14 protein-coding genes are annotated in these 17701 nt (G+C 69.4%); 11 read left to right on the top strand and 3 right to left on the bottom strand.

Features of this window, described 5'->3' with window-relative positions; genetic code table 11:
- Positions 1–89 precede the first annotated feature (89 nt).
- From FOH10_RS26750 to FOH10_RS26700, 11 genes are all read left to right on the top strand, one after another.
- A complete protein-coding gene (locus FOH10_RS26750; RefSeq protein WP_029923667.1) occupies positions 90–368 on the top strand; it encodes a hypothetical protein in 279 nt (92 codons plus the stop codon).
- A gap of 77 nt (positions 369–445) precedes the next feature.
- Positions 446–1729: a hypothetical protein gene (locus tag FOH10_RS26745; protein WP_143982786.1), complete on the top strand. Its 1284-nt coding sequence runs from the start codon at positions 446–448 to the stop codon at positions 1727–1729.
- 132 nt (positions 1730–1861) lie between these two features.
- Positions 1862–3658 (top strand): hypothetical protein, encoded by a 1797-nt coding sequence (locus FOH10_RS26740; protein WP_143982785.1) that lies wholly within the window; start codon positions 1862–1864, stop codon positions 3656–3658.
- Between the two features lie 4 nt (positions 3659–3662).
- A complete protein-coding gene (locus FOH10_RS26735; RefSeq protein WP_143982784.1) occupies positions 3663–4445 on the top strand; it encodes an ESX secretion-associated protein EspG in 783 nt (260 codons plus the stop codon).
- A gap of 251 nt (positions 4446–4696) precedes the next feature.
- Entirely contained in the window at positions 4697–6475 is a 1779-nt protein-coding gene (locus tag FOH10_RS26730) for a hypothetical protein (RefSeq protein ID WP_143982783.1), read from the top strand.
- A gap of 4 nt (positions 6476–6479) precedes the next feature.
- Entirely contained in the window at positions 6480–7277 is a 798-nt protein-coding gene (locus tag FOH10_RS26725) for an ESX secretion-associated protein EspG (protein ID WP_244961387.1), read from the top strand.
- 16 nt (positions 7278–7293) lie between these two features.
- The gene (locus FOH10_RS26720) at positions 7294–7638 is read left to right on the top strand and encodes a hypothetical protein (RefSeq protein ID WP_039809873.1); all 345 of its coding nucleotides are present in this window, start codon (positions 7294–7296) and stop codon (positions 7636–7638) included.
- A gap of 43 nt (positions 7639–7681) precedes the next feature.
- Positions 7682–7987, top strand: a complete 306-nt coding sequence (locus tag FOH10_RS26715) for a hypothetical protein (protein WP_029923674.1) — start codon at positions 7682–7684, stop codon at positions 7985–7987.
- Between the two features lie 117 nt (positions 7988–8104).
- Positions 8105–8422, top strand: a complete 318-nt coding sequence (locus FOH10_RS26710; protein WP_039809876.1) for a type VII secretion target — start codon at positions 8105–8107, stop codon at positions 8420–8422.
- The gene (locus FOH10_RS26705) at positions 8419–9672 is read left to right on the top strand and encodes a hypothetical protein (protein ID WP_143982782.1); all 1254 of its coding nucleotides are present in this window, start codon (positions 8419–8421) and stop codon (positions 9670–9672) included. The genes FOH10_RS26710 and FOH10_RS26705 overlap by 4 nt, the downstream gene beginning before the upstream one ends.
- 30 nt (positions 9673–9702) lie before the next feature.
- Entirely contained in the window at positions 9703–10032 is a 330-nt protein-coding gene (locus tag FOH10_RS26700; RefSeq protein WP_143982781.1) for a PE family protein, read from the top strand.
- 75 nt (positions 10033–10107) lie between these two features.
- Here FOH10_RS26700 and FOH10_RS26695 read toward each other — a convergent pair whose 3' ends face one another.
- Genes FOH10_RS26695 through FOH10_RS26685 form a run of 3 tightly spaced genes read right to left on the bottom strand, consistent with a single transcriptional unit; the run spans position 10108 to position 17668 of the window.
- On the bottom strand, positions 10108–10485 hold the full coding sequence (locus tag FOH10_RS26695) for a hypothetical protein (protein WP_143982780.1): 378 nt from the start codon (positions 10483–10485) through the stop codon (positions 10108–10110).
- Entirely contained in the window at positions 10482–11609 is a 1128-nt protein-coding gene (locus tag FOH10_RS26690; protein WP_143982779.1) for a hypothetical protein, read from the bottom strand. The genes FOH10_RS26695 and FOH10_RS26690 overlap by 4 nt, the downstream gene beginning before the upstream one ends.
- The gene (locus FOH10_RS26685; RefSeq protein ID WP_143982778.1) at positions 11606–17668 is read right to left on the bottom strand and encodes a WXG100-like domain-containing protein; all 6063 of its coding nucleotides are present in this window, start codon (positions 17666–17668) and stop codon (positions 11606–11608) included. The genes FOH10_RS26690 and FOH10_RS26685 overlap by 4 nt, the downstream gene beginning before the upstream one ends.
- Between the last annotated feature and the right edge of the window lie 33 nt (positions 17669–17701).

Here is a 17701-nt window from a genome sequence, read left to right as displayed (position 1 = left end):
CGATCCGTCGCCGAATGTTCGGGCACTCGAGCGAGTGTGGGCACGACGTCGTGCCGTCCCGATGGGCGGCCGCAACGAGAGGAGACACCGTGCGACTGGGTCCACCCACCGACGACGAACTGCGCCGAAACTTCGAGGCCGCCCTGACCTCGGTCCGCGAGGGCGGCGGTGTCAGCTCGGCGACCGGTCTCGATATGGAGACCGAGGGTGCGCTGTGGGCGATCGCACGCGCCCACCCGCGCATCGACGACGACCTGATCGCCGCTGCTCACCGCGCCTTCGCCGGACAGCTGGACGGCTCGAACGCGGCCGCGCGACGCGCCCGGATCGCGCACATGACCGCGCCGGCCGATCCGGATCGCGCATAGCGCACCCGGGATGACGCCGAGCGCGCCACCACATATGTTCAATGCCGACAGGTGCCGGACGAGGAGATGGCTGCGACGTGACGAGACCAGCGGAAGAGGCGCTCGAGGAGAGGGGTCTCGCGGGGGAGGGCCGGGTATCGGATGGCTCCGAGCAGGCCGCGGTGACCGCGGCGGTGCTCGGGGCGGACGAACCCGTCGATGAGCCGGATATCGGGTTCACCCTCGGTGCGGCTGCCCCCGAGCCCGACATCGATCTCGCCACGCGGGCAAGGCAACTCACCCACCGCATCGCCCGGGAACTGGCGGCCGCGGGCCCGCGTGGCTGGCGGCGATTGGACGCAGTCTTCGCGCTCACCGTGGCCACCGAGGTGGTGCACGTCTTCTTCGCGACCGACGAGAGTACGGTCCGTGTCCAGCCGCCACAGTCGGTCCTCGGGCTCATCCGCGAGCACCGCGGGTTGGCGGCGCGGCTGGGCGACGGACCCTGGTGGCGAATGCTGGTGTCGCTGGACGATTCCGGCAAGCTGGAGGCCGACTACGACTACGGCGACGTGCCCTTCCCCGACGACTATCTGTTCCCGGCACCGGCGTACCGTGCCGATCTCGCCGAGTATCCGCGCACCCGGCTCCCGGTCTGGCTGGCTGCTTATGTGAACCACGACGGTCGCCAGACCCGCTCGCCCCGTACGGCTTTCGCGCAAGCCGGTGCCGACCGGGCCGCCGATGTCGCGGCTACCGTGGCCGACAACGAGTTTCCCCCTTTCCCGCTGATGTGGGCCCGCTGGGCTGTCATCGCGGCGACCTTCGTGGGAGCGGAATCACAATGGGGCCCTAGGGTATTGCCGTCGCTGGCCTGGTTCGAAGGCGCCAAACGCAGCGGCTCCACCCTGTACGCCCTACCCGGTGGCCGCGCCGTGCTGTCCGGCGGCGTATGGGACGCGCCCACCCTGGACGCGGTCTACAACGCGGGCGCGCCCATGCCCCGGTTCTATGCCGGAGCACCGGAGTGGGTGGCGAACCCGGTCGTGAATCCGCGTGCCGCCAACGGTCTGCTGTCCTTCTGCTACTGGTGGGAGAACGGCCACTGGTATCGCGGCGAGTCTCCATCCGCGACCGCACTCGCCAGCGCGCTGCCGGGCATGTGGACGGTCGAGACCGTGGTGGATCTGATGTCGAGGCTGGTCGCCGAGCAGCCGACCGAGCGGCAACGCGAGTCGGTGGCGGCTCTGGTCTCGGCCGCGGAGGCGGCTGCGGTATCCCGGGATCATCTGGTCGAGACGTTCGGTGACACCGGTTCGTTCGATATCGACTCCGCGCTCTATCAGCTCACCATGGCCGGGGTGACCGTCGCGACCCGCTAGCCGGCCGCGTGGGGTATCGATTCGCCACGGGCACAGGCAATTCGATGTCTCGACGGATCGTATTCACAGCTCGTTCACTCGCGGCCGTTAGCGTTTCGATGCCGTAGGTCGAGGTGAATGTAGGAGCGGCGAGTGGGCGAGACCGTAAATCCTTGGCCGGGGCTCAAACAGCAGGCGGGCAACGGGCTGATTCAGGTCGCCGAAGGGGTGGCGCAGGAAGCCGCGGGATTCGCCGCCGATGTGGCGAACGCACTCGCCGATATGAAGACCTATGTCGCGAATCTGAATGAGCACACGGGCTTCAGCGATAACGGGCATCTGCAGCGGGCGCTGCAACTGGCGGGGAACTTCAATATCGAGGGCGGCCGCCTCGCCGAAATCCTCGATATCTACCTCGATATGGTCAATTCGCTGGGCGAGACCCTGGTGATCGCGGGGAAGCTCTACGACAATGCCGAGCAGGACTCGGGGGACGCGTTCAACGGGCTGAAGGGGCAATCCCTGGAGGATTCGCCGAACAGGGAGCGACCCAGGTACATCGGCGAGGATATTCCCCACTGGCCGGGCGACGATCAGACGGCGGCCACGGCGTACGACAGCCACTTCAAGAACCTCAAGGATCGGGCCGCCGCTGCCGGAGGCGTGCACGCCGCCATTTCACCCGAGAACCCGTACAACCACCTGCACGACGGTGCGTGGTTCGTCAAGGTGCGCGAGGGCATCAGCACGTCCGCCGTTTCGTGCTGCTCCGGGGAATGGGGATGGTTCGCCGATCGCATCAGTGGCGACTTCGAGAATCTCACGGGTCGGCTGGCCCGGATGGAGCAGGACGGCTCGTGGAAAGGTGACGGCGCCAACGGCGTCATCAACGCTGCCAGACTGTTTCAAGCGCAGGCCGATGACCTCTCCGCGGATCTGCGTGTCATGGCGGACAACCTGCTCTACATCGCGGGCTGGCTGCGCTATACCCGCGACAGCATGCCCGAAAGCTGGGAGTCGGAGTGGGACAACAACCACGAGGACTACGACTCGGTCAAACTCGAATACGCCCAAGCGTTCGAGAACTGGTACGTCACCGGAATGCGCAACTCCAGCGCGGCCATTCCGAAACTGACCGACCCGACCGATCCGACCGCCGGCCTGGAGGATCCGGGCGACCGGGGCAACAACGGCGGTGACAACTCCGGCGGCGGCAACAACGGTGGCAGTGGCAACGGCAACGGCGGCGGTAGCGGTAGCGGCGGCGGAAACAGCGGCGGCGGCCTGAGTCCTGGATTCCAGAGCCAGATGGCCGCCCTGTCGCAGCAGGCGGGCAGGGATACCGGTTCGACCACTACGTCTGCGGACGCGCGGTACCAGAACGCGGATCGGACCTCGCCGGATTCGCGCTACGGTCGACAGTCCACCGGTCAGCAGTCCACCGGCCAGGACGGCCAGCAGGCTCTGCAGCAGTTGCAGAGCGCCATGCAGCAGGGGTTGCAATCGGCCCAGCAGGCCGCCCAGCAGGCGCTGTCCCAGGCACAACAGTCCGATCTGGCCGACCGGATGGCGAACACGCCGTTGTCGGGATTGCCCGCCGCGCTCAACGACATTGCCAAGAAGGCCGGTGGCGGCGGGCCGAAGGGCGGTGGCGGCGCACCCGGTGGCGGCGGACCGCAGACCAGCCTCGCCCGGGACTCGGCGTCGTCGAAGCTGTTCCCACGCGCCGCCCTGGCCGCCGAGGCGGTGGGCAGCTTCCGCGCCGGCGCGGCACCGGGGGCGGGCTCGCCCATGATGGGCCCCATGGGTCCGGCGGGCGCGGGTGGTGCCGGAGCACAGAACCAGGGCGGCAAGGAGCGCAAGCGGCCGGAATGGCTCGAATCGGAGGAGTACCTGGAGGAGGCCATCGGCGCGCCACCGATCGTGGCGAAACCCGTGGTGGAGGACTGAACCGGTGCACCGGACCTGGAATCTCGGCGGCATGGAACTGCTGGTCCTGTGGGAGGACACGAACGCGGAGTATCTGCCCGCGCCCCTGATGTTCGCCACCGGCGCCGAATGGTGGGACGAACATCTGGCCGAGAAGGTGCGGGCCCGGGAGGAGTTGCGCGACCGCGATCCAGCCCTCGATCGAGTGGTGGCCGCGCTGCGTACGCCCGACATCCGCATCGAGGTGCGCGGCCGAGACGGCGGTGGCATGCCCGGTTCGACCGGAGCCATCCGGTGTTTCGGCGCCCGCTGCGGCGACCTCGGCTATCTCGTCACCCAGCGACCAGGTGAAACTCCGGGGCAGGCGGCGGGATTCACCATCGTGGAGTTCTACGCGGAGGAGCTCGCGCGGGAGGTGGTCGCCGCGCTCCCGGGCATCGGCGCGGGCCGCGGCCGCGACCTGGTGCTGGCGCAGCGGGAGAGCCGCGATCAGACCGACTACGGGTTCGGGTTGTCTCCGGCCCATGAGACCTACCACGGTTCGGCGATCGACCGTGCCGCCGAATTTCTCGCCGCGCCCGCGGCCGGCATCGGCACCATCACCGTGGCACAGGGCTATTCCGCCTACGGCCCCCGCGGTATCGCGCGGTATCGACTCGGCTGGCGTGACCTCGTCGACGACGGCCGCTATCTGATCACCGACGAGAACCCGCCCATGGCGGTGGCCGCCGACCGGCGGCGCATGCTCACCGCCATCGAGACCCGAATCGCCGAGGTGGCTTTCGTCCTCGACGACGAGCGGGTCTGACCGGACGTTCCACGCTCCTCGTTCTCGAAGTCGACGGACCTCTCACCCGCCGGGGCGGGCCTCGCCGCTGCACCGTGCGCGCCCGCGCGGCGCTCCGCGCTATGTTCGGTGGTTCGGTGCCTCGACGTCGTGATGCGTACACTTGCTGTTCACTTCATGGGTATCGCAGCGGCGCGGTTCCGGCAGGGGTAGGCGAGTCGGGCGCGCTCACGCTGCGCCACAGCGGCTTCGGGTGAGGGAGGAGCGATACGGTGGCCGAAGGCGACAATCCATGGACCGGTCTGGCGCAGCAGGCGCAGCAGGGGCAGCTGCGCATCACCGAGACCGCGGCGCGGGAGGCGGCCAATTTCGCGGCCGACTCGGTGCATTCGCTGACCTCCGTCGGCATGTACGTGTCCTTCGTCAAGGAGCACAAGGGCTTCAGCGACAACAACCATTTGCAGAAGGCGCTCGCCCTCGCCTCCCGTTTCGATGCGCAGGGTCGCCGGCTCGAGGAGTCGCTCGGCAAGTTCATCGATCTGGTCACCGCCATGGGCGAAACGCTCATGATCGCGGGGAAGCTGTACGACGACGCCGAGACCGACTCCGAGGCGGCGTTCGACGGGCTCGGGCCGGCCGCGGCGGAGCGGGACAGATCCATGCTGGGTCCCAGCCCGCGCTACGGCCAGATCGAGGTGCCGATGCCGGACGGGCGGAAGACGGCAGCGGAGATCCTGTCCTCGAACTACAGCGACGTCAAGGCGGTCGGCACCGGCGCGGACGACCCGAACCTGCACTTCGACGATCGTTACGCCGACCCGATCGACCCCGAGGACCCGAACGGCCATACCGGCCAGTGGTTCCAGACCGCCCGGGAGGGCATGGATCCGCAGAAGGTGGCCAACAGCAGCGGTGACTGGCGGTGGATCGCCGACCGCATCGATGAGGATTTCGACAATCTCACCGGCAGGCTGGAACGAATCGAGCAGGACGAGCAGTGGTCCGGTCAGGGCGCGGCCGCGGCCATCGCCGCGGCCAAACGCTTCAAGGCGCAGGCCAACGATCTCACCACGGATATGCGCTCGATCTCGCGGAATCTGCTGTACGCGGCCGAATGGCTCTGGGGGACACAGCAATCGCTACCGCGGAATGTGGGGCAGTACAGCCCCGAGATCCAGGAGTCGCTGGTGCAGTCCGCGATCCAGGGCTGGAAGCGGTACTACATCCCCGGCCTCACCGCATCCAGTCTCGCCATCCCGAAACTGGCCGATCCGACCGCCCCGCCGCCGTCGCTGGACGGGGGCGGCAACAACAACGGCGGCAACACCAACGGCGGCAACAACAGTGGCGGCGGCACCGGCGGCGGGGGTACGGGCGGCGGGGGCGGCGGACTGAGCGCCGACCTCCAGCGGCAATTGGCCGCCGCCCAGCAGGCGGGGTTGCGGCCGGACGCGGCGAACGGGTCACCGCGTCCGAATACGCCCTCCCCGGACGCGAATCGGGATCCGCGAGGGTCCCAGTCCGACTCGCGGACCGGCGGACAGCACGGTCAACAAATCGAGCAGCAGGTGCAGAGCGCGGTGGACCAGGGGATGCGGTCGGCGCAGCAGGCCGCGGAACAGGCTCAGCAGGCATTGGCCCAGCAGGCGCAGAACGATGCGCGGAACCAGCTGGCGAACGCACCGTTGGCGGGAATGCCCGCCGCGCTCAACGACCTCGCCAAGAAGGTGGGCGCCGGTGGACCGAAAGGGGGCGGCGGCGCACCGGGCGGCGGCGGTCCGCAGACTCAACTCAGCGCAAACAGTCCCGCCTCGAAGCTCTTTCCCCGCGCCGCCCTGTCCGTCGATGCCGTCGGTACCGTCCGGGCCGGTCTCGCCACCGGCGCGGGCATGCCCATGAGCGGGCCGATGGGACCCGCGGGCGCTCCGGGTGCGGGTGCTCAGAATCAGGGCAAGGAGCACAAGCGCCCGGACTTCCTCGATTCCGACGAGCATCTCGCCGACGCCATCGGTGAACCGCCGATCGTGGCGAAGCCCGTCGTGGAGGGGTGAATCGGTGGAAACGGAAGCGGCGTTGCGCACCTGGACGCTCACCGATCTGGAGTTGCTGGTGCTCTGGGAGGACCTCGGTGCGGAATTCCTGCCCTGGCCACTGGTATTCGCCAGCCGCACAGAATGGTGGAGCGAGCATCTGGAGAACCTGGCCCGCACCCGCGACACCCTGCGGGATCGAGATCGTGCCGTCGACAAGGTGCTCCGGGCCGTGCACGCCCCGGATCTCCGCATCGCGGTGTTCGGACAGAACGGGTGCGATCCGCACGATCCGCACGGCAGTATCCGCATCCTCGGCGCGCGGTGTGGTGATCTCGCCTATCTGGTGACGCAACTCCCCGGTGAAACGGTCCGGCACAGTAGCGGATTCACGATCGCCGAGTACTACGCGAACGAACTGGCCGAACGTGTGGTCGCGGCGCTGCCGGATGTCGGCGCCGGGCGGGGCCGGGAGATCGTGCTGGCCGGACGAGAGGACTCCGCCGAGGTGGATTACGGTTTCGGTCTTTCGCCGGCACACGAAACCATGGACGGATCGGTCGTGGACCGTGCCGCCGATTTCCTGGCGGCGCCCGCGTCCACCGTGGGCACCATCGACGTGGTGCAGGGGCGCTCCCGTTTCGGCCCGCGTGGCCTCGCCAGATACCGGCTGGAATGGCGAGACCTGACCGACGACGGCCGATATGTGATCATCGACGAGTACCCGCGAGTAGCCGTCGCCGCCGACCGCGGTCGACTGACGGCCACCCTGCACAACCGGATGGCCGAGGTCATGCTGGTACTCGAAGACGAACACGTGTGAAAGGCTGGATCAGCCAATGGGATACGACCCCGAACCCTTCCCGACCGAGTTCACGGCGTCGTCCCGGACGGGTTCGGTGGTGGTCACCACCACCGAACAGGGTCTGCCGCTGGGCATCGAGGTCGACCGCGACCGACTGCGCGGCGATCTGGGGCCGTTGGCCCGCGAGATCGTACTGCTGTGCCGGCAGGCGGCCAGCCGCGCCGGTATGGAACGGCGCGAACATTTGCGCGCCGCCGGGCTCGCCCCGGAACACCTGGCGCTGACCAGGCTGCCCACCGCCGAGGAGGTGGCGCGCCAGGAGTACGCCGACGAGCAGGACTACGAAGACGAACCGGATAGTTGGTTGCGCCCGGTCTGATCTCCGCGATACACCAGAAGGCAGGGAATGAGAGGGGATTCGCGTGATCGAGTCGATGGACGAGCTGCAGGCGCGGGTGAACGGCCAGCTGAACCGGCTGTTGGATTTGCAGGACGCCATGGTCGCGGTGCGGATGCGGGAAACCTCACCGGACGGCGCGATCACCGTCGAGGTCGACGGCAACGGCGGATTGGTCGACCTGGAACTCGGCACCCCGGTATCTCGGATGTCGCCGGAGGAGTTCGAGCGCGTCCTGGTGGATACCTGCGCCACGGCGGCGGGGCGGGTCTTCGCGGAACGGTCGCGACTGGTGGTGGACTTCAACGATGAAATGGCCACCGGGAAATAACCATTAGGCCGCCAGCTGTTAACCATGATCGCCGGAAGTTCGTTGAAGATTACCTCGAACTGGCGAATCTTATTCTCGTAGACTACATTTCGAACGTAACTTGTTGACGGGAGCATTATGAGCAATCTCATTGCAACACCCGACGCGATCCGCGGCTACGGGGATGCTTCTGCCGCCATGGCCGGTGCGGTGCTCGGCGCCGCCAGCACCGACCAAGCCGCCACCATTGCCGCGATCGTGCCCGTCTTCGGCTTGATCGGCCAGGATTTCCTGGCGGCTTTCGCCTACGCGCAGGCCAATCACTTCTCGTCCGCCGCGGAGCTCGCGGCCGTGCACGCCGGTACCGCGGTGGCCGCGTACGAGGCCGCCGGGACCTACGAGGCGGTCGACGCCGGGTCCGGCACCGATTTCCTCAACCTCACCGCGCAGCTATGAACCCGGTCCCGACCTCCGCGCCGGGACCGCTGGACCCCACCGTGTTGGACGCGTTGCGCGGCACGGCCCTCGGACCGCTGTTGGACCGGCCGGTCAACTCGATCCTGCAGGATATGGGCCTGCCGCAGCTGCCCGACCTGCCACCGGCCCCGCCGCTGCCCGAACTGCCCCCGCTGCCGCTGATCGACCTGGCCGCGCTCACCCGACCGCTCACCGATCTGGCTTCCAGCTTCGGTACCGGCCAGCTCGGCGACACCGGCGGACAGGATCCGATACAGGCGCTGTCCGGGGTCGCCAGTGCCCTGCAGCAGGCGATGACGCTCGCCACCAGCATCATGCAGCTGGCGTCTTCGCTGTGGCAGGGTGCCGGCGCGGCCGGCGCCGCCGAGAAGGGGACAGCGGCTGCCTCGGACGCGGCCGAACTCCAGGTACAGGGTGCGCAGCAGAAGACCGTGCTGGCCGGTGCGGCGGGCACGGTCGCGACCGGCGCGGCCAGCATGGCGGCCATCATCACGAAGTACATCACCGCGCTGGCGGCGTCGGCGCCCTTCCTGGTGACACCTCCGGGCCAGATCTTCGTGCTGACACTGACCACCGAGACGGCCGCGGAGGCGACGGCCGTGGTCGCCAAGACCAGGGCCGAGCTGACCGGGCACAGCGCCTCCATGACCGCGGCGGGCGAGAAGGTGAAGGTCACCAACGCCCCGCAGGGCGTGGATCCGATGCAGCACGTATCGCAGCTGCTCGGATTGGTGCAGCCGTTGATGGGCATGGCCACCACCGGTGCGCAGACGGTCAAGCAGTTGCACGACATCAGCCAGCCCACGACGCAGCCCGAGGACGAGCAGCGGACCACCGACACGGAGTCCGCCGGTCTCGCCACCCCGGAGGCCATGGGCGGACCCGTCGGGGCGGTGGCCGGACTCGGCGCAGCGGGCGCGGGAACGCAGCTGAGCCAGTGGTCCGGGGCCCGCGCCGCTGCCGGTGCGACCCCCAGCGCGCCCGCCGCCGTGACCGAGTCGACCACCCCGGCCACCCGCACGGTGGGAACGGGCGGTACGGGCATGGTGCCGATGGGTGCGGGCGCCGGACTCGCCGCGCGGGCCGGTGACGCCGACTCCGGCGATCACGAGGTACGCACCCAGTTGGTCACATCCGAACACGGTGACGCCGTGGTGGGTGATATGGGCAACACCGCGACCCCGGTGGTCGGCGCGGTGGGGACGCAGACTCCGCACGTCGAACGCTGACCCTGTAGGATGCCGTCGAAGGGAGGGACAATGAGCGAATTCAACTTGGGCGCTGTACGTTTCGACAAGGACACGGCACTGTCCGCGGCGGCTGCGCTGGACACGCTGGCGGACAACCTGGAGGCCGCGGTGCGCGCGGAAGCGCCGGTGCTGCCGGTGGCGGCGGCCGGAGCCGACGAGGTCTCGGTGCAGGCGGCCAACACTCTGACCGCGGTCGGCGCATCCTTCACCACACAGTCCGACCTCGGCATCGTGGAACTGCGCAAACTGGCCGCGGCATTGCGCGATCAGGTGAGCACCTTCACCCGGGTGGAGGCCGAATCCGTCGCCGACTTCTCCGCCATCTCGACGCTGGGCTGAATCCGGACGGTTCGCCGTCGACCGAGCGCACCCCCATCGACCGGCGGGGGAGCGCTCGGTCGGGCGGGCCGCCGCTCACCCGCCGATGACGAGTTCCACCGCGCGGTCCTTGGCGGCCTCGGCCACCTCGCCGATCCGGAATCCGCGCTCCGCCATATGCGCCAGCAGGTCCGGCTCCGGTGGCAGCCCGTACTTGCGCAGATAGTGCGGAACCGATCCGGCCCAGACCCATTCGCCGTCGGTACGGAAGTTCAACGGCACGTCGCGTTCTCGCGGCGCGAACTCGTCCACGTCGAAGCCGCGCGCGGCCAGCACCACGGGAGCCGCCTCCAGATAGGTGAGGACGGCGTCCAAGACGGTGGGGTCCACCGCCACCCGATCGGTGTGCGGGCGGCCGTCGCCGTCGCGTCCGTCGTACACCCGCGCCAGGCGGGGGCTGGATTGCCGACTCATCGGTCCGTTGCCTCCTCGAGGAACCGCGCCCATTCGGGCAGCGGACGTCCCTGCTCCACCGCACGGCGCACCGTGCGCCGTGCGCGCGGCACATCGGGTGTCATGGCATCGAGCCAGCCGGTGGTGCTGCCCCACATCGCACGGACCCGGCGGGTCCGCTCACCCTCGCCGATCTCCCAGACCGGTGGGTCCTCGTCGACGAGATCGACACCGTCGACGACGTGGTATGCCTGACCCGGATACGCGGCCAGGACGAGCATTCCGGCGGCATCGCGCAGCCCATGGTCCATACCGCCCACCACCTCGAGCACTTGGCGTTTCAACGGTCCGTCGATACCGTGGACGCCGAAAGTCATGGGGTGCAGCCAGAATCCGGGGTGTTCCCCGAGCAGCCGCAGCGTCGCGCGCACCGCGGTCGGCACCCGTTCCACGCCCTGTGCGGCGGCGAAGCGGTCGATCGCCGCGTCGGATGCGCCGACGACCGAATCCCGGCGCAGTCCCGCCGCGAAGACCCGCTCGACGATTTCGCCGATCCGCGGGCCAGGGTCCAGGACCGGGGGTGTGCCGGCGGTGCGCGGCAGGATGAACCGGGCCCAGGACGGGCGCGGCCGCCCCTCGCGGTCGTACCGCTCCAGCTCCCGGCGCCGGCTTTCGACGAGCGGCTCCATCTCGGTGAACCACGCGGTGGTCGAGTCCCAGCGGCGCACCGCCCGGCCCTCGCCTATCTCCCAGACCGGCGGGTCGTCCAACGCCAGGTCCGGCCCGTCGATCCCGTGGAACAGATAGCCCTGATGCGCCGACAACACCAACATGCCCGCCGGGTCGCGCATCTGCTGCTCGGTCCGGTCGAGGAGCTGGCCGACGACACCGCGCTTCACCGTGTCGTCGATACCGCTCTCGACGCCGAAATCGGTTCCGTCGAACCATAATCCAGGCTCGCCGCCGATCAGCTGGAACACCTCGTGCACGGCGGCCGGAACGTGCGCGACCTGCTGCCGGTCGGCGTATCGCGCGATCTCCGCCGCGGTGGCGCCCCGCACCGAATCCCGACGCAACCCCTGCGCGAGCACTTCCTCGAAGGCGGACCGGATCCGCTCGCGCGCTGCCTGCTGTGATCGAGTCATAACGGATACAACCTATCGAGCGCGAGGTTGACGGCCTCCAACCGGATATTGGGGAACATGCGCTGATACACCTCGAGCAGGTTGGTGCACGAAAAGCAGATCTGGAACCGCTCGGGCATATCGTGCGTCCGAGCGGACGGCAGGTCGATGACCAGTCGCAGGTCACCGGTGATATCCGCGGCGGTGAACGGGGTATGAGGTCGGCCCTCGCGGGCGGCTGCCGCCGCGGCGCGGGCATTGAGCTCGTCGATGGCCAGCTCGATGCGCAGTCGGGTGCGCTGCTCCTCGGCCGCACGGCCCGGCCGCATATCGGGAACTGCCGACTTGTGCACCTCCTGCGCGTCCTGGACGACCTGGTCCACCAGCTCCCAGGGCAGATCGGTGTCGTTCACCAACTCGTGCACCGTGGCGTCTCGGATGGTCCGAGGTGTGTAGGGGGTGCCGTTGGCGGCGGCTTCCCGGGCCGCATCGCGGTTGTCCTCGACGAGGAATCGGTTGATCTCCAGCCACGTCTTCCGCACCTCGGCGTAATCGGCCTTCGCCGCCGTATCCACCGCCTGGATGGCCTCGTTCAGCACCCGCTCGACATCCTCGCGGCGCAGCCCGCTGTACTGCTCCAACTGGTGCCGCAGCAGTTCCTCGAACAGCTTCGGTTCGGAGTCGTTGGCGCGATCGGTGCCCTCACCCGTGCGCGGCACGCCGGTTTCCGGGTCGTAGGAGGTGGCGTGGAAGGTCTCGAAGACCCGCTGCCCCTTGGGCGGTCGGGCCGGTGCTTCCTTTGCGGGGGTCCAATCGTGGTGCGCGCCACTGAAATTGAAGAAGTCAGTGGCGGTGCCGGTCCCGGCGTCCCGGTAGCGGGCCGTGGTGAGGGCGCGGTCCAGCGGGCGGCGTCCCGCGTCCACGGCGGGATGCCGCTGGGTCATGTTCTGGACCGATCCGAAGCCCTCGAGCCGCCGCTCTCGGTTCTCGTCCCGCAATTCGCGGAAGTCCTCGAGCCGCTGCGGGGTGTCCGGGAGATCGCGGGCGCGATCCCGCGCCTGGTCGGGGTCCAGGCCGACAACGTCCTCCGGTCGGGTGCCGGGGGCGAAGCCGTCCTCGGTGGCGGGGGTCGTGGTGCCGTCCGGATGATGGGTCTGCCACAGCCCGTCCGGTGGGATGCGGGGACGCCGGTTGCCGTCCGGACCGATCTCGGCGGTGGAGGTGTAGACGCGACCGGCGGAATCGGTCCAAGCCGGTGCCGTGGGCGCGAGCACGTCCACACCCAGGTGCTCGGCCAGCCGGGTGGCGAAGGTGTTCGATCCGGCATCGCAGCCGATGAGGCGGATGGGAGTGCTTCCGTCCCAACCGGTTCGGCGGAGCAGGTCGCCGTACTGCGCGGGCGTGTAGACATCGTCGCCGATATGCGCGTGCCCGTCCGGGGTGATGTGCACGTCGGCGGTGAAGCGATTCGGGTCCGGCGACACCCGGTGGGGCAGATCGCCGAGGACCGGATCCCCGCGATGGTGCGAGACACCGGCGGGAGTCGGCTCGGCGTAGCGCGTGGTGGGGGACTCCGCATCCGCGTCGGTGAATCGGGTGTGTTGCGAATTCAGCTGGTCGGCAACCGATTCCGTCGCCTGCGTGCCATCGGGGTCGTAGACGATCACCATGCGGTGGTCGGGACGCGGCGGCACGAACTGCGCCATCTTCCCGGCGTCCAGCGTATTGCTGGCTCCGGCGTCGATGGTGTAGTCGTAGTCGTCGTTGCCCGGGGGCGGGAATTCGGTGCTCTCGGCCACCCGGAACGGGCCGCCGGTGTCGCCATAGCGGCGCTGAATCGCCTCCCACAGTTTGTCGCCGTCGATGTGCCCGCGGTCGCCGAGCCGGCCGCCGTTCTCGATCGGCTTCTCCGGCTTCATATCCCATTGCAGCTCGATCCTGCCACCGGGCGCGAGTGTGTTCGCCAGTCCGGCGGCCAGCGCGTCGTAGGCGGCATCGGGCAGTTTGGCGCTGACATTGTTGATGTAGATCCGTGCCACGTCGCCGGTGGTGCCGTCGCCGAGTACGTGGCCGCTGAACAACAGGTCACCGAACACCATGACGGTGCCCGGTTCGGTGAGCGGTCCCGGGTCGAGAATGCCGAGATTGCGGCGGCGCTGCCCGGCCACGGCGAAATCGGAGGCGAGTTCGGTCTTGATGACCAGTCCGGCACCGGATCGGTCGCCGACCGGTGTCATCTCGACGGCGAAGGCGCTGCGGCCGACGCCGACGTCGATGGTGTGCGCACCGGCGACCGCCGCGGGCACGGATGGCCGGGGCTGATGCGGAAGCGGCTGGTTGTCCGGACCGAACACGTTCTGCGCCAGGGGAAGCCGATGTTGGGGTCGCGGCCGTGACAGGATCTCGACCGCGGCGGCGCCGTCGGCCGGATCGTGCACGATCACGGCGAACTCGAGGTTCAGCCCGTTCTCGGTGGCGCCGCGATTGGCCCGGTCGACCTGCCGGAGGAGGTCGCCGAGCGTGGTCTGCTCACCGTCGACGGTGAGCGCGCCCGTGGCCGGATCGAGGACGCCGGTGATGCGGGTCGGACCGATCCCGAAGGCATCCGCGGCCTCGTGCATGCGGTGGAACGCCGCCGGACCGAGGGCGTCGCGGAAGGTGTCGGGCATGGAGTTGTGAAATTCGTCGATGGCCTGGTGCACGGCCTGGGCTCGATCCGGACCGCTGAGGGTCGGATTGTTGATCGCCTCGTTGATCGGATCGAGTGCCCTCAACAGCTCCGGCGTCTTCACGGTCTTGCGCGCGGGTGCGGCGGCGGGATCGTTGAAGATGGGGTCGAAGACGCGCCGCGCGAGTTCCTCGCGCATGCGCCCGTCGAGCGCGCGCTGCTCCGCCCGCACGACATCGTCGACGAAGTCGCCGCCCAGCAGGTGCCGGAGGCGGTCGAGGTGTGCTGTCGGGTCGAGGTCGGTATTCGGCAGGTTCTGGTCGATGGTCGGTCGTGCGCCGAGCACGTCGCGCAATTCGAGGTCGATGCGCCGCGCGAGTTCGGGATGCCGGTCGGTCAGGTGCTGCCGCACGGTGTCAGCGTGCTCCGGATCGTGGAAGCCGAGCTGGTTCACCAGATCGTTCAGATCGGTTCGCAGCCCCGGGAGTTCGCGCGACCGCGCGGGATCGAAGGTCGCGCGGTCGATCTGCGCGGTGAGCACCCGCAGCTCCGCGAAGCGGCCGTCGAGGTGCGGCGTCTGCTGGGACGGGCGATCGGCGGTCGGGTCGATGTCGATCACCGGATCCTGCGAGAGCCGGATCTCGGCCAGCTCGTGGGCGACTGCCCGGACGACGTCCTGATCGCGTGTCCGCGGCGAGACGTGCACGTCGTAGCCCGAACCATCGGGGCGGGAGGTGAATTCCGCGACCGCGCCGTCGGTGGTGGGGCCGACGGCGACCGTCACGGTCCGGCCGTCGGGCAGCACGAAATGGCCCTGGTCCCGGTTCCACGCCATGCCCTCGGGCGTGATCAGGCCCAGATTGTTGCCGATCTCCCCGGACAGGCGTTCGGGCGTCAGGTCGGGCTGGCCCTCGGGGCGTGCGCCGCCGTCGAAGTCGCCGACCCGGCTCGCGGTGCCGTGCTCCGGTGAGCGGTTCGGGCCGCGGGTGCCCTGCGGCGTGGAGTCGGAGCCGCTCGGTCCGGGGACCGGCGTCGCGATCGGCACCACCGCTGCGGTGTCGACGGGGGTATCCGGTGAGCTCTGCTCGCGATCGACGGTGGTATCGGCGGACGCGGGCGCGCCGGGTGGTTCGACCCCGGTTCGGCCTGCCTGCATCGGTCCGGTGGTGCCCGGGTAGGGGCCGCGATCCGCGCCCGCACGGATCTCCACACCCGCCGACGGCCGATCGGCATCGGCTGTCGCCGGTGCGAATTGGCTTGGCGCACTGCTACCTCCGTCCAACGGAGGCACGGTCGGGCCGTTGTCCGGGAGTGTGGCCGACGTCGCGTCGGAGGGTGTGGGCGACGTGGCGTCCGAGGGTGTGGTCGGGTTCGCGTGGGAGGGTGCGGTCGCCGTCGCGTCCGAGGGTGCGGTCGGGCTCGCGTCGGAAGGTGTGGGCGACGTGGTCGGGGATGTCGTCGGACTGACGCTCGGGGTCGTGCCCGGCAGTGCGGTCGAGCTGGCGTTCGGCGGTGTAGTCGGGGTCGTGCCCGGGGATGCGGCCGGACCCGCGTTCGCTGGGGTGACGCGGTTCGCGCCGGTCGAGTCTGCCCCGCGCGCGCCGCTACCGGACGGGGAGGATGTGGATGCGGTGGTCGACGTCGGTGCCGACGCGGTGGTGCCGGAGGTGCCCGACGTGCTTCCGGCAAGACCGGTCGGTGCGCCACCGAGGGGTGCGGCCGGACCCGCGCCGATGGCTGCTGTCGATGCCGCCCCCGTGTCAGCCGTTGGGGACGTGGATCCCGCATTCGTCGCAGGCGCGTCGATGGCGGAGCGCTGGCCGGGTGGCGATTTCGAATTGTCGGAGGTATCCGAGTTCGAATGGGGGTCGTCGGACGCGCTCGAGGGCTCGGTTCCGTCGCGAGTCGAGTCCTGTTCACTCGTCGCATGATCCGAGTCGGTCTCGCCGCGCTGCGAGTCCTCGCGACGGTCCGATTCGTCGCGATTCGAGGACGAATCGGTATCCGATCCGCCCGGCTCGCCGCCGGACTTGTCCCCAGCCCGCGTGCCGCCGTCCGAGGATTCCGAATCGGCGCGGTCGGACCGGCCGCCCGCATCCGCGTCGGCCTCCGAGCTCGATCGCCCGGTCTGCCCACCGCCGGGGGATTCGCCCCCCGAACTCGAGGTCTGATCACCACCGGACCGGGATGCGGAATCGGTGCCGGTAGGGGCGGTCTCACTCGACCCGGCCGGGCGCAGGGATAGACCGTCGCCCGATATGGTGCTACCGGAGTTCGCGCCCACGTTCGGCGCATTGCCGCCGGTGGTGCCGGGCTCGCCGTCGGTACCGGTCGGGCTGGTCGTCGTGTCGGTGCCGGTCGGGCTGGTCGTCGTGTCGGAGCCGGTCGGGTCGGGCGTCGTGCCGCCGGGGACCGGCCCCGTGCTGCTGCCATCGCCGATGGTGGAGTCCAGGGGCGCGCCGGAGAAATCGGACTTTCCGCTGAACCCGTAGAGGGCGCTCGGCCCAGCTCCCGACAGCGCACCGCCGGTGAGCGAGCGCGGATCGAAATCCCAGTTGCCGGTGAGGGCGCCGCCACCCAGCCACGCGGCCCCGGCCCCGGCCGTGCCGGCGGTGGCGCCGGTGAGAGCGCCGTTCAGCGCACCCTTCCAACCGCCCATATCGGTGGGGAACAGGTGACCCGCACCGAAACCGACGCCGCCGCCCACCCCACCGGCGAAGGCGGAGACGGCGGCATTGATGCCGACCTTGTTCCAGTCGTAGCCGTCGATACTGCCGGTCTGGTTCTGAATGGCCTGCACCAGCAGCTCTTCGCTGACCCCCTGCACGGTCTCGACCAGCGCCTCCTGGCCGATCTCGTAGACCAGTTTGGGGAGAACGCGCTGCAGCACCGGCTTGGTGATGTGCCGGCCCAGGGTGGTCGTGATGCGCAGGGCCAGCCGTTCCGCGAGCTTGCGGAACGTAATGCGAGCCATGGCGAAGATGGTGCCGTGCAGCAGCGGCGCGGCGGGCCCGGCGGCAGCGGCCCAGGCCAGTTCCGCCAGCAGCCAGCCGCCCGCGATGTAGAAACTGAGTTTTGCGGCCTGGAGTTCGTCGCCCATCCCGTCGGCGGCCGCGGCGAGCGAACGGTAGTGCTCGGCGAGTTGCCCGATGGACCCGTGCTCCTCGGACCCCTCACCCTCGCGCAGTGGTTTCAGCCACTCCAGGATCTTGTCGCCGCCGGTACCGTCGGGGTAGGCGTCACCGACACCGCGGACGAGATCGTCCAGATCGTTCAGGAGGGCGTCGACCTCATCCGCGACGGCCTGCAAATCGCGGCCCATCTGCCACATGAGGTCTTCATTGCCGTGCGGCCAGTCCGCTCCGACCAGCCATTCCAGCCACTCCAGCCATGACGGAAACTGAAGTGCCACACATATCCTCGGACGGTGTCGTGTTGATCTCGG

Source organism: Nocardia otitidiscaviarum, from assembly GCF_007362295.1.
GTDB lineage: Bacteria > Actinomycetota > Actinomycetes > Mycobacteriales > Mycobacteriaceae > Nocardia > Nocardia otitidiscaviarum.
This window is presented reverse-complemented; position numbering and strand designations above follow the sequence as displayed.

Excerpts from the sequence above, each read along its gene's own strand:
- FOH10_RS26705 (WP_143982782.1), top strand. The coding sequence starts at position 8,419 with ATGAACCCGGTCCCGACCTCCGCGCCGGGACCGCTGGACCCCACCGTG.
- FOH10_RS26695 (WP_143982780.1), bottom strand. The coding sequence starts at position 10,485 with ATGAGTCGGCAATCCAGCCCCCGCCTGGCGCGGGTGTACGACGGACGC.
- FOH10_RS26720 (WP_039809873.1), top strand. The coding sequence starts at position 7,294 with ATGGGATACGACCCCGAACCCTTCCCGACCGAGTTCACGGCGTCGTCC.
- FOH10_RS26710 (WP_039809876.1), top strand. The coding sequence starts at position 8,105 with ATGAGCAATCTCATTGCAACACCCGACGCGATCCGCGGCTACGGGGAT.
- FOH10_RS26700 (WP_143982781.1), top strand. The coding sequence starts at position 9,703 with ATGAGCGAATTCAACTTGGGCGCTGTACGTTTCGACAAGGACACGGCA.
- FOH10_RS26690 (WP_143982779.1), bottom strand. The coding sequence starts at position 11,609 with ATGACTCGATCACAGCAGGCAGCGCGCGAGCGGATCCGGTCCGCCTTC.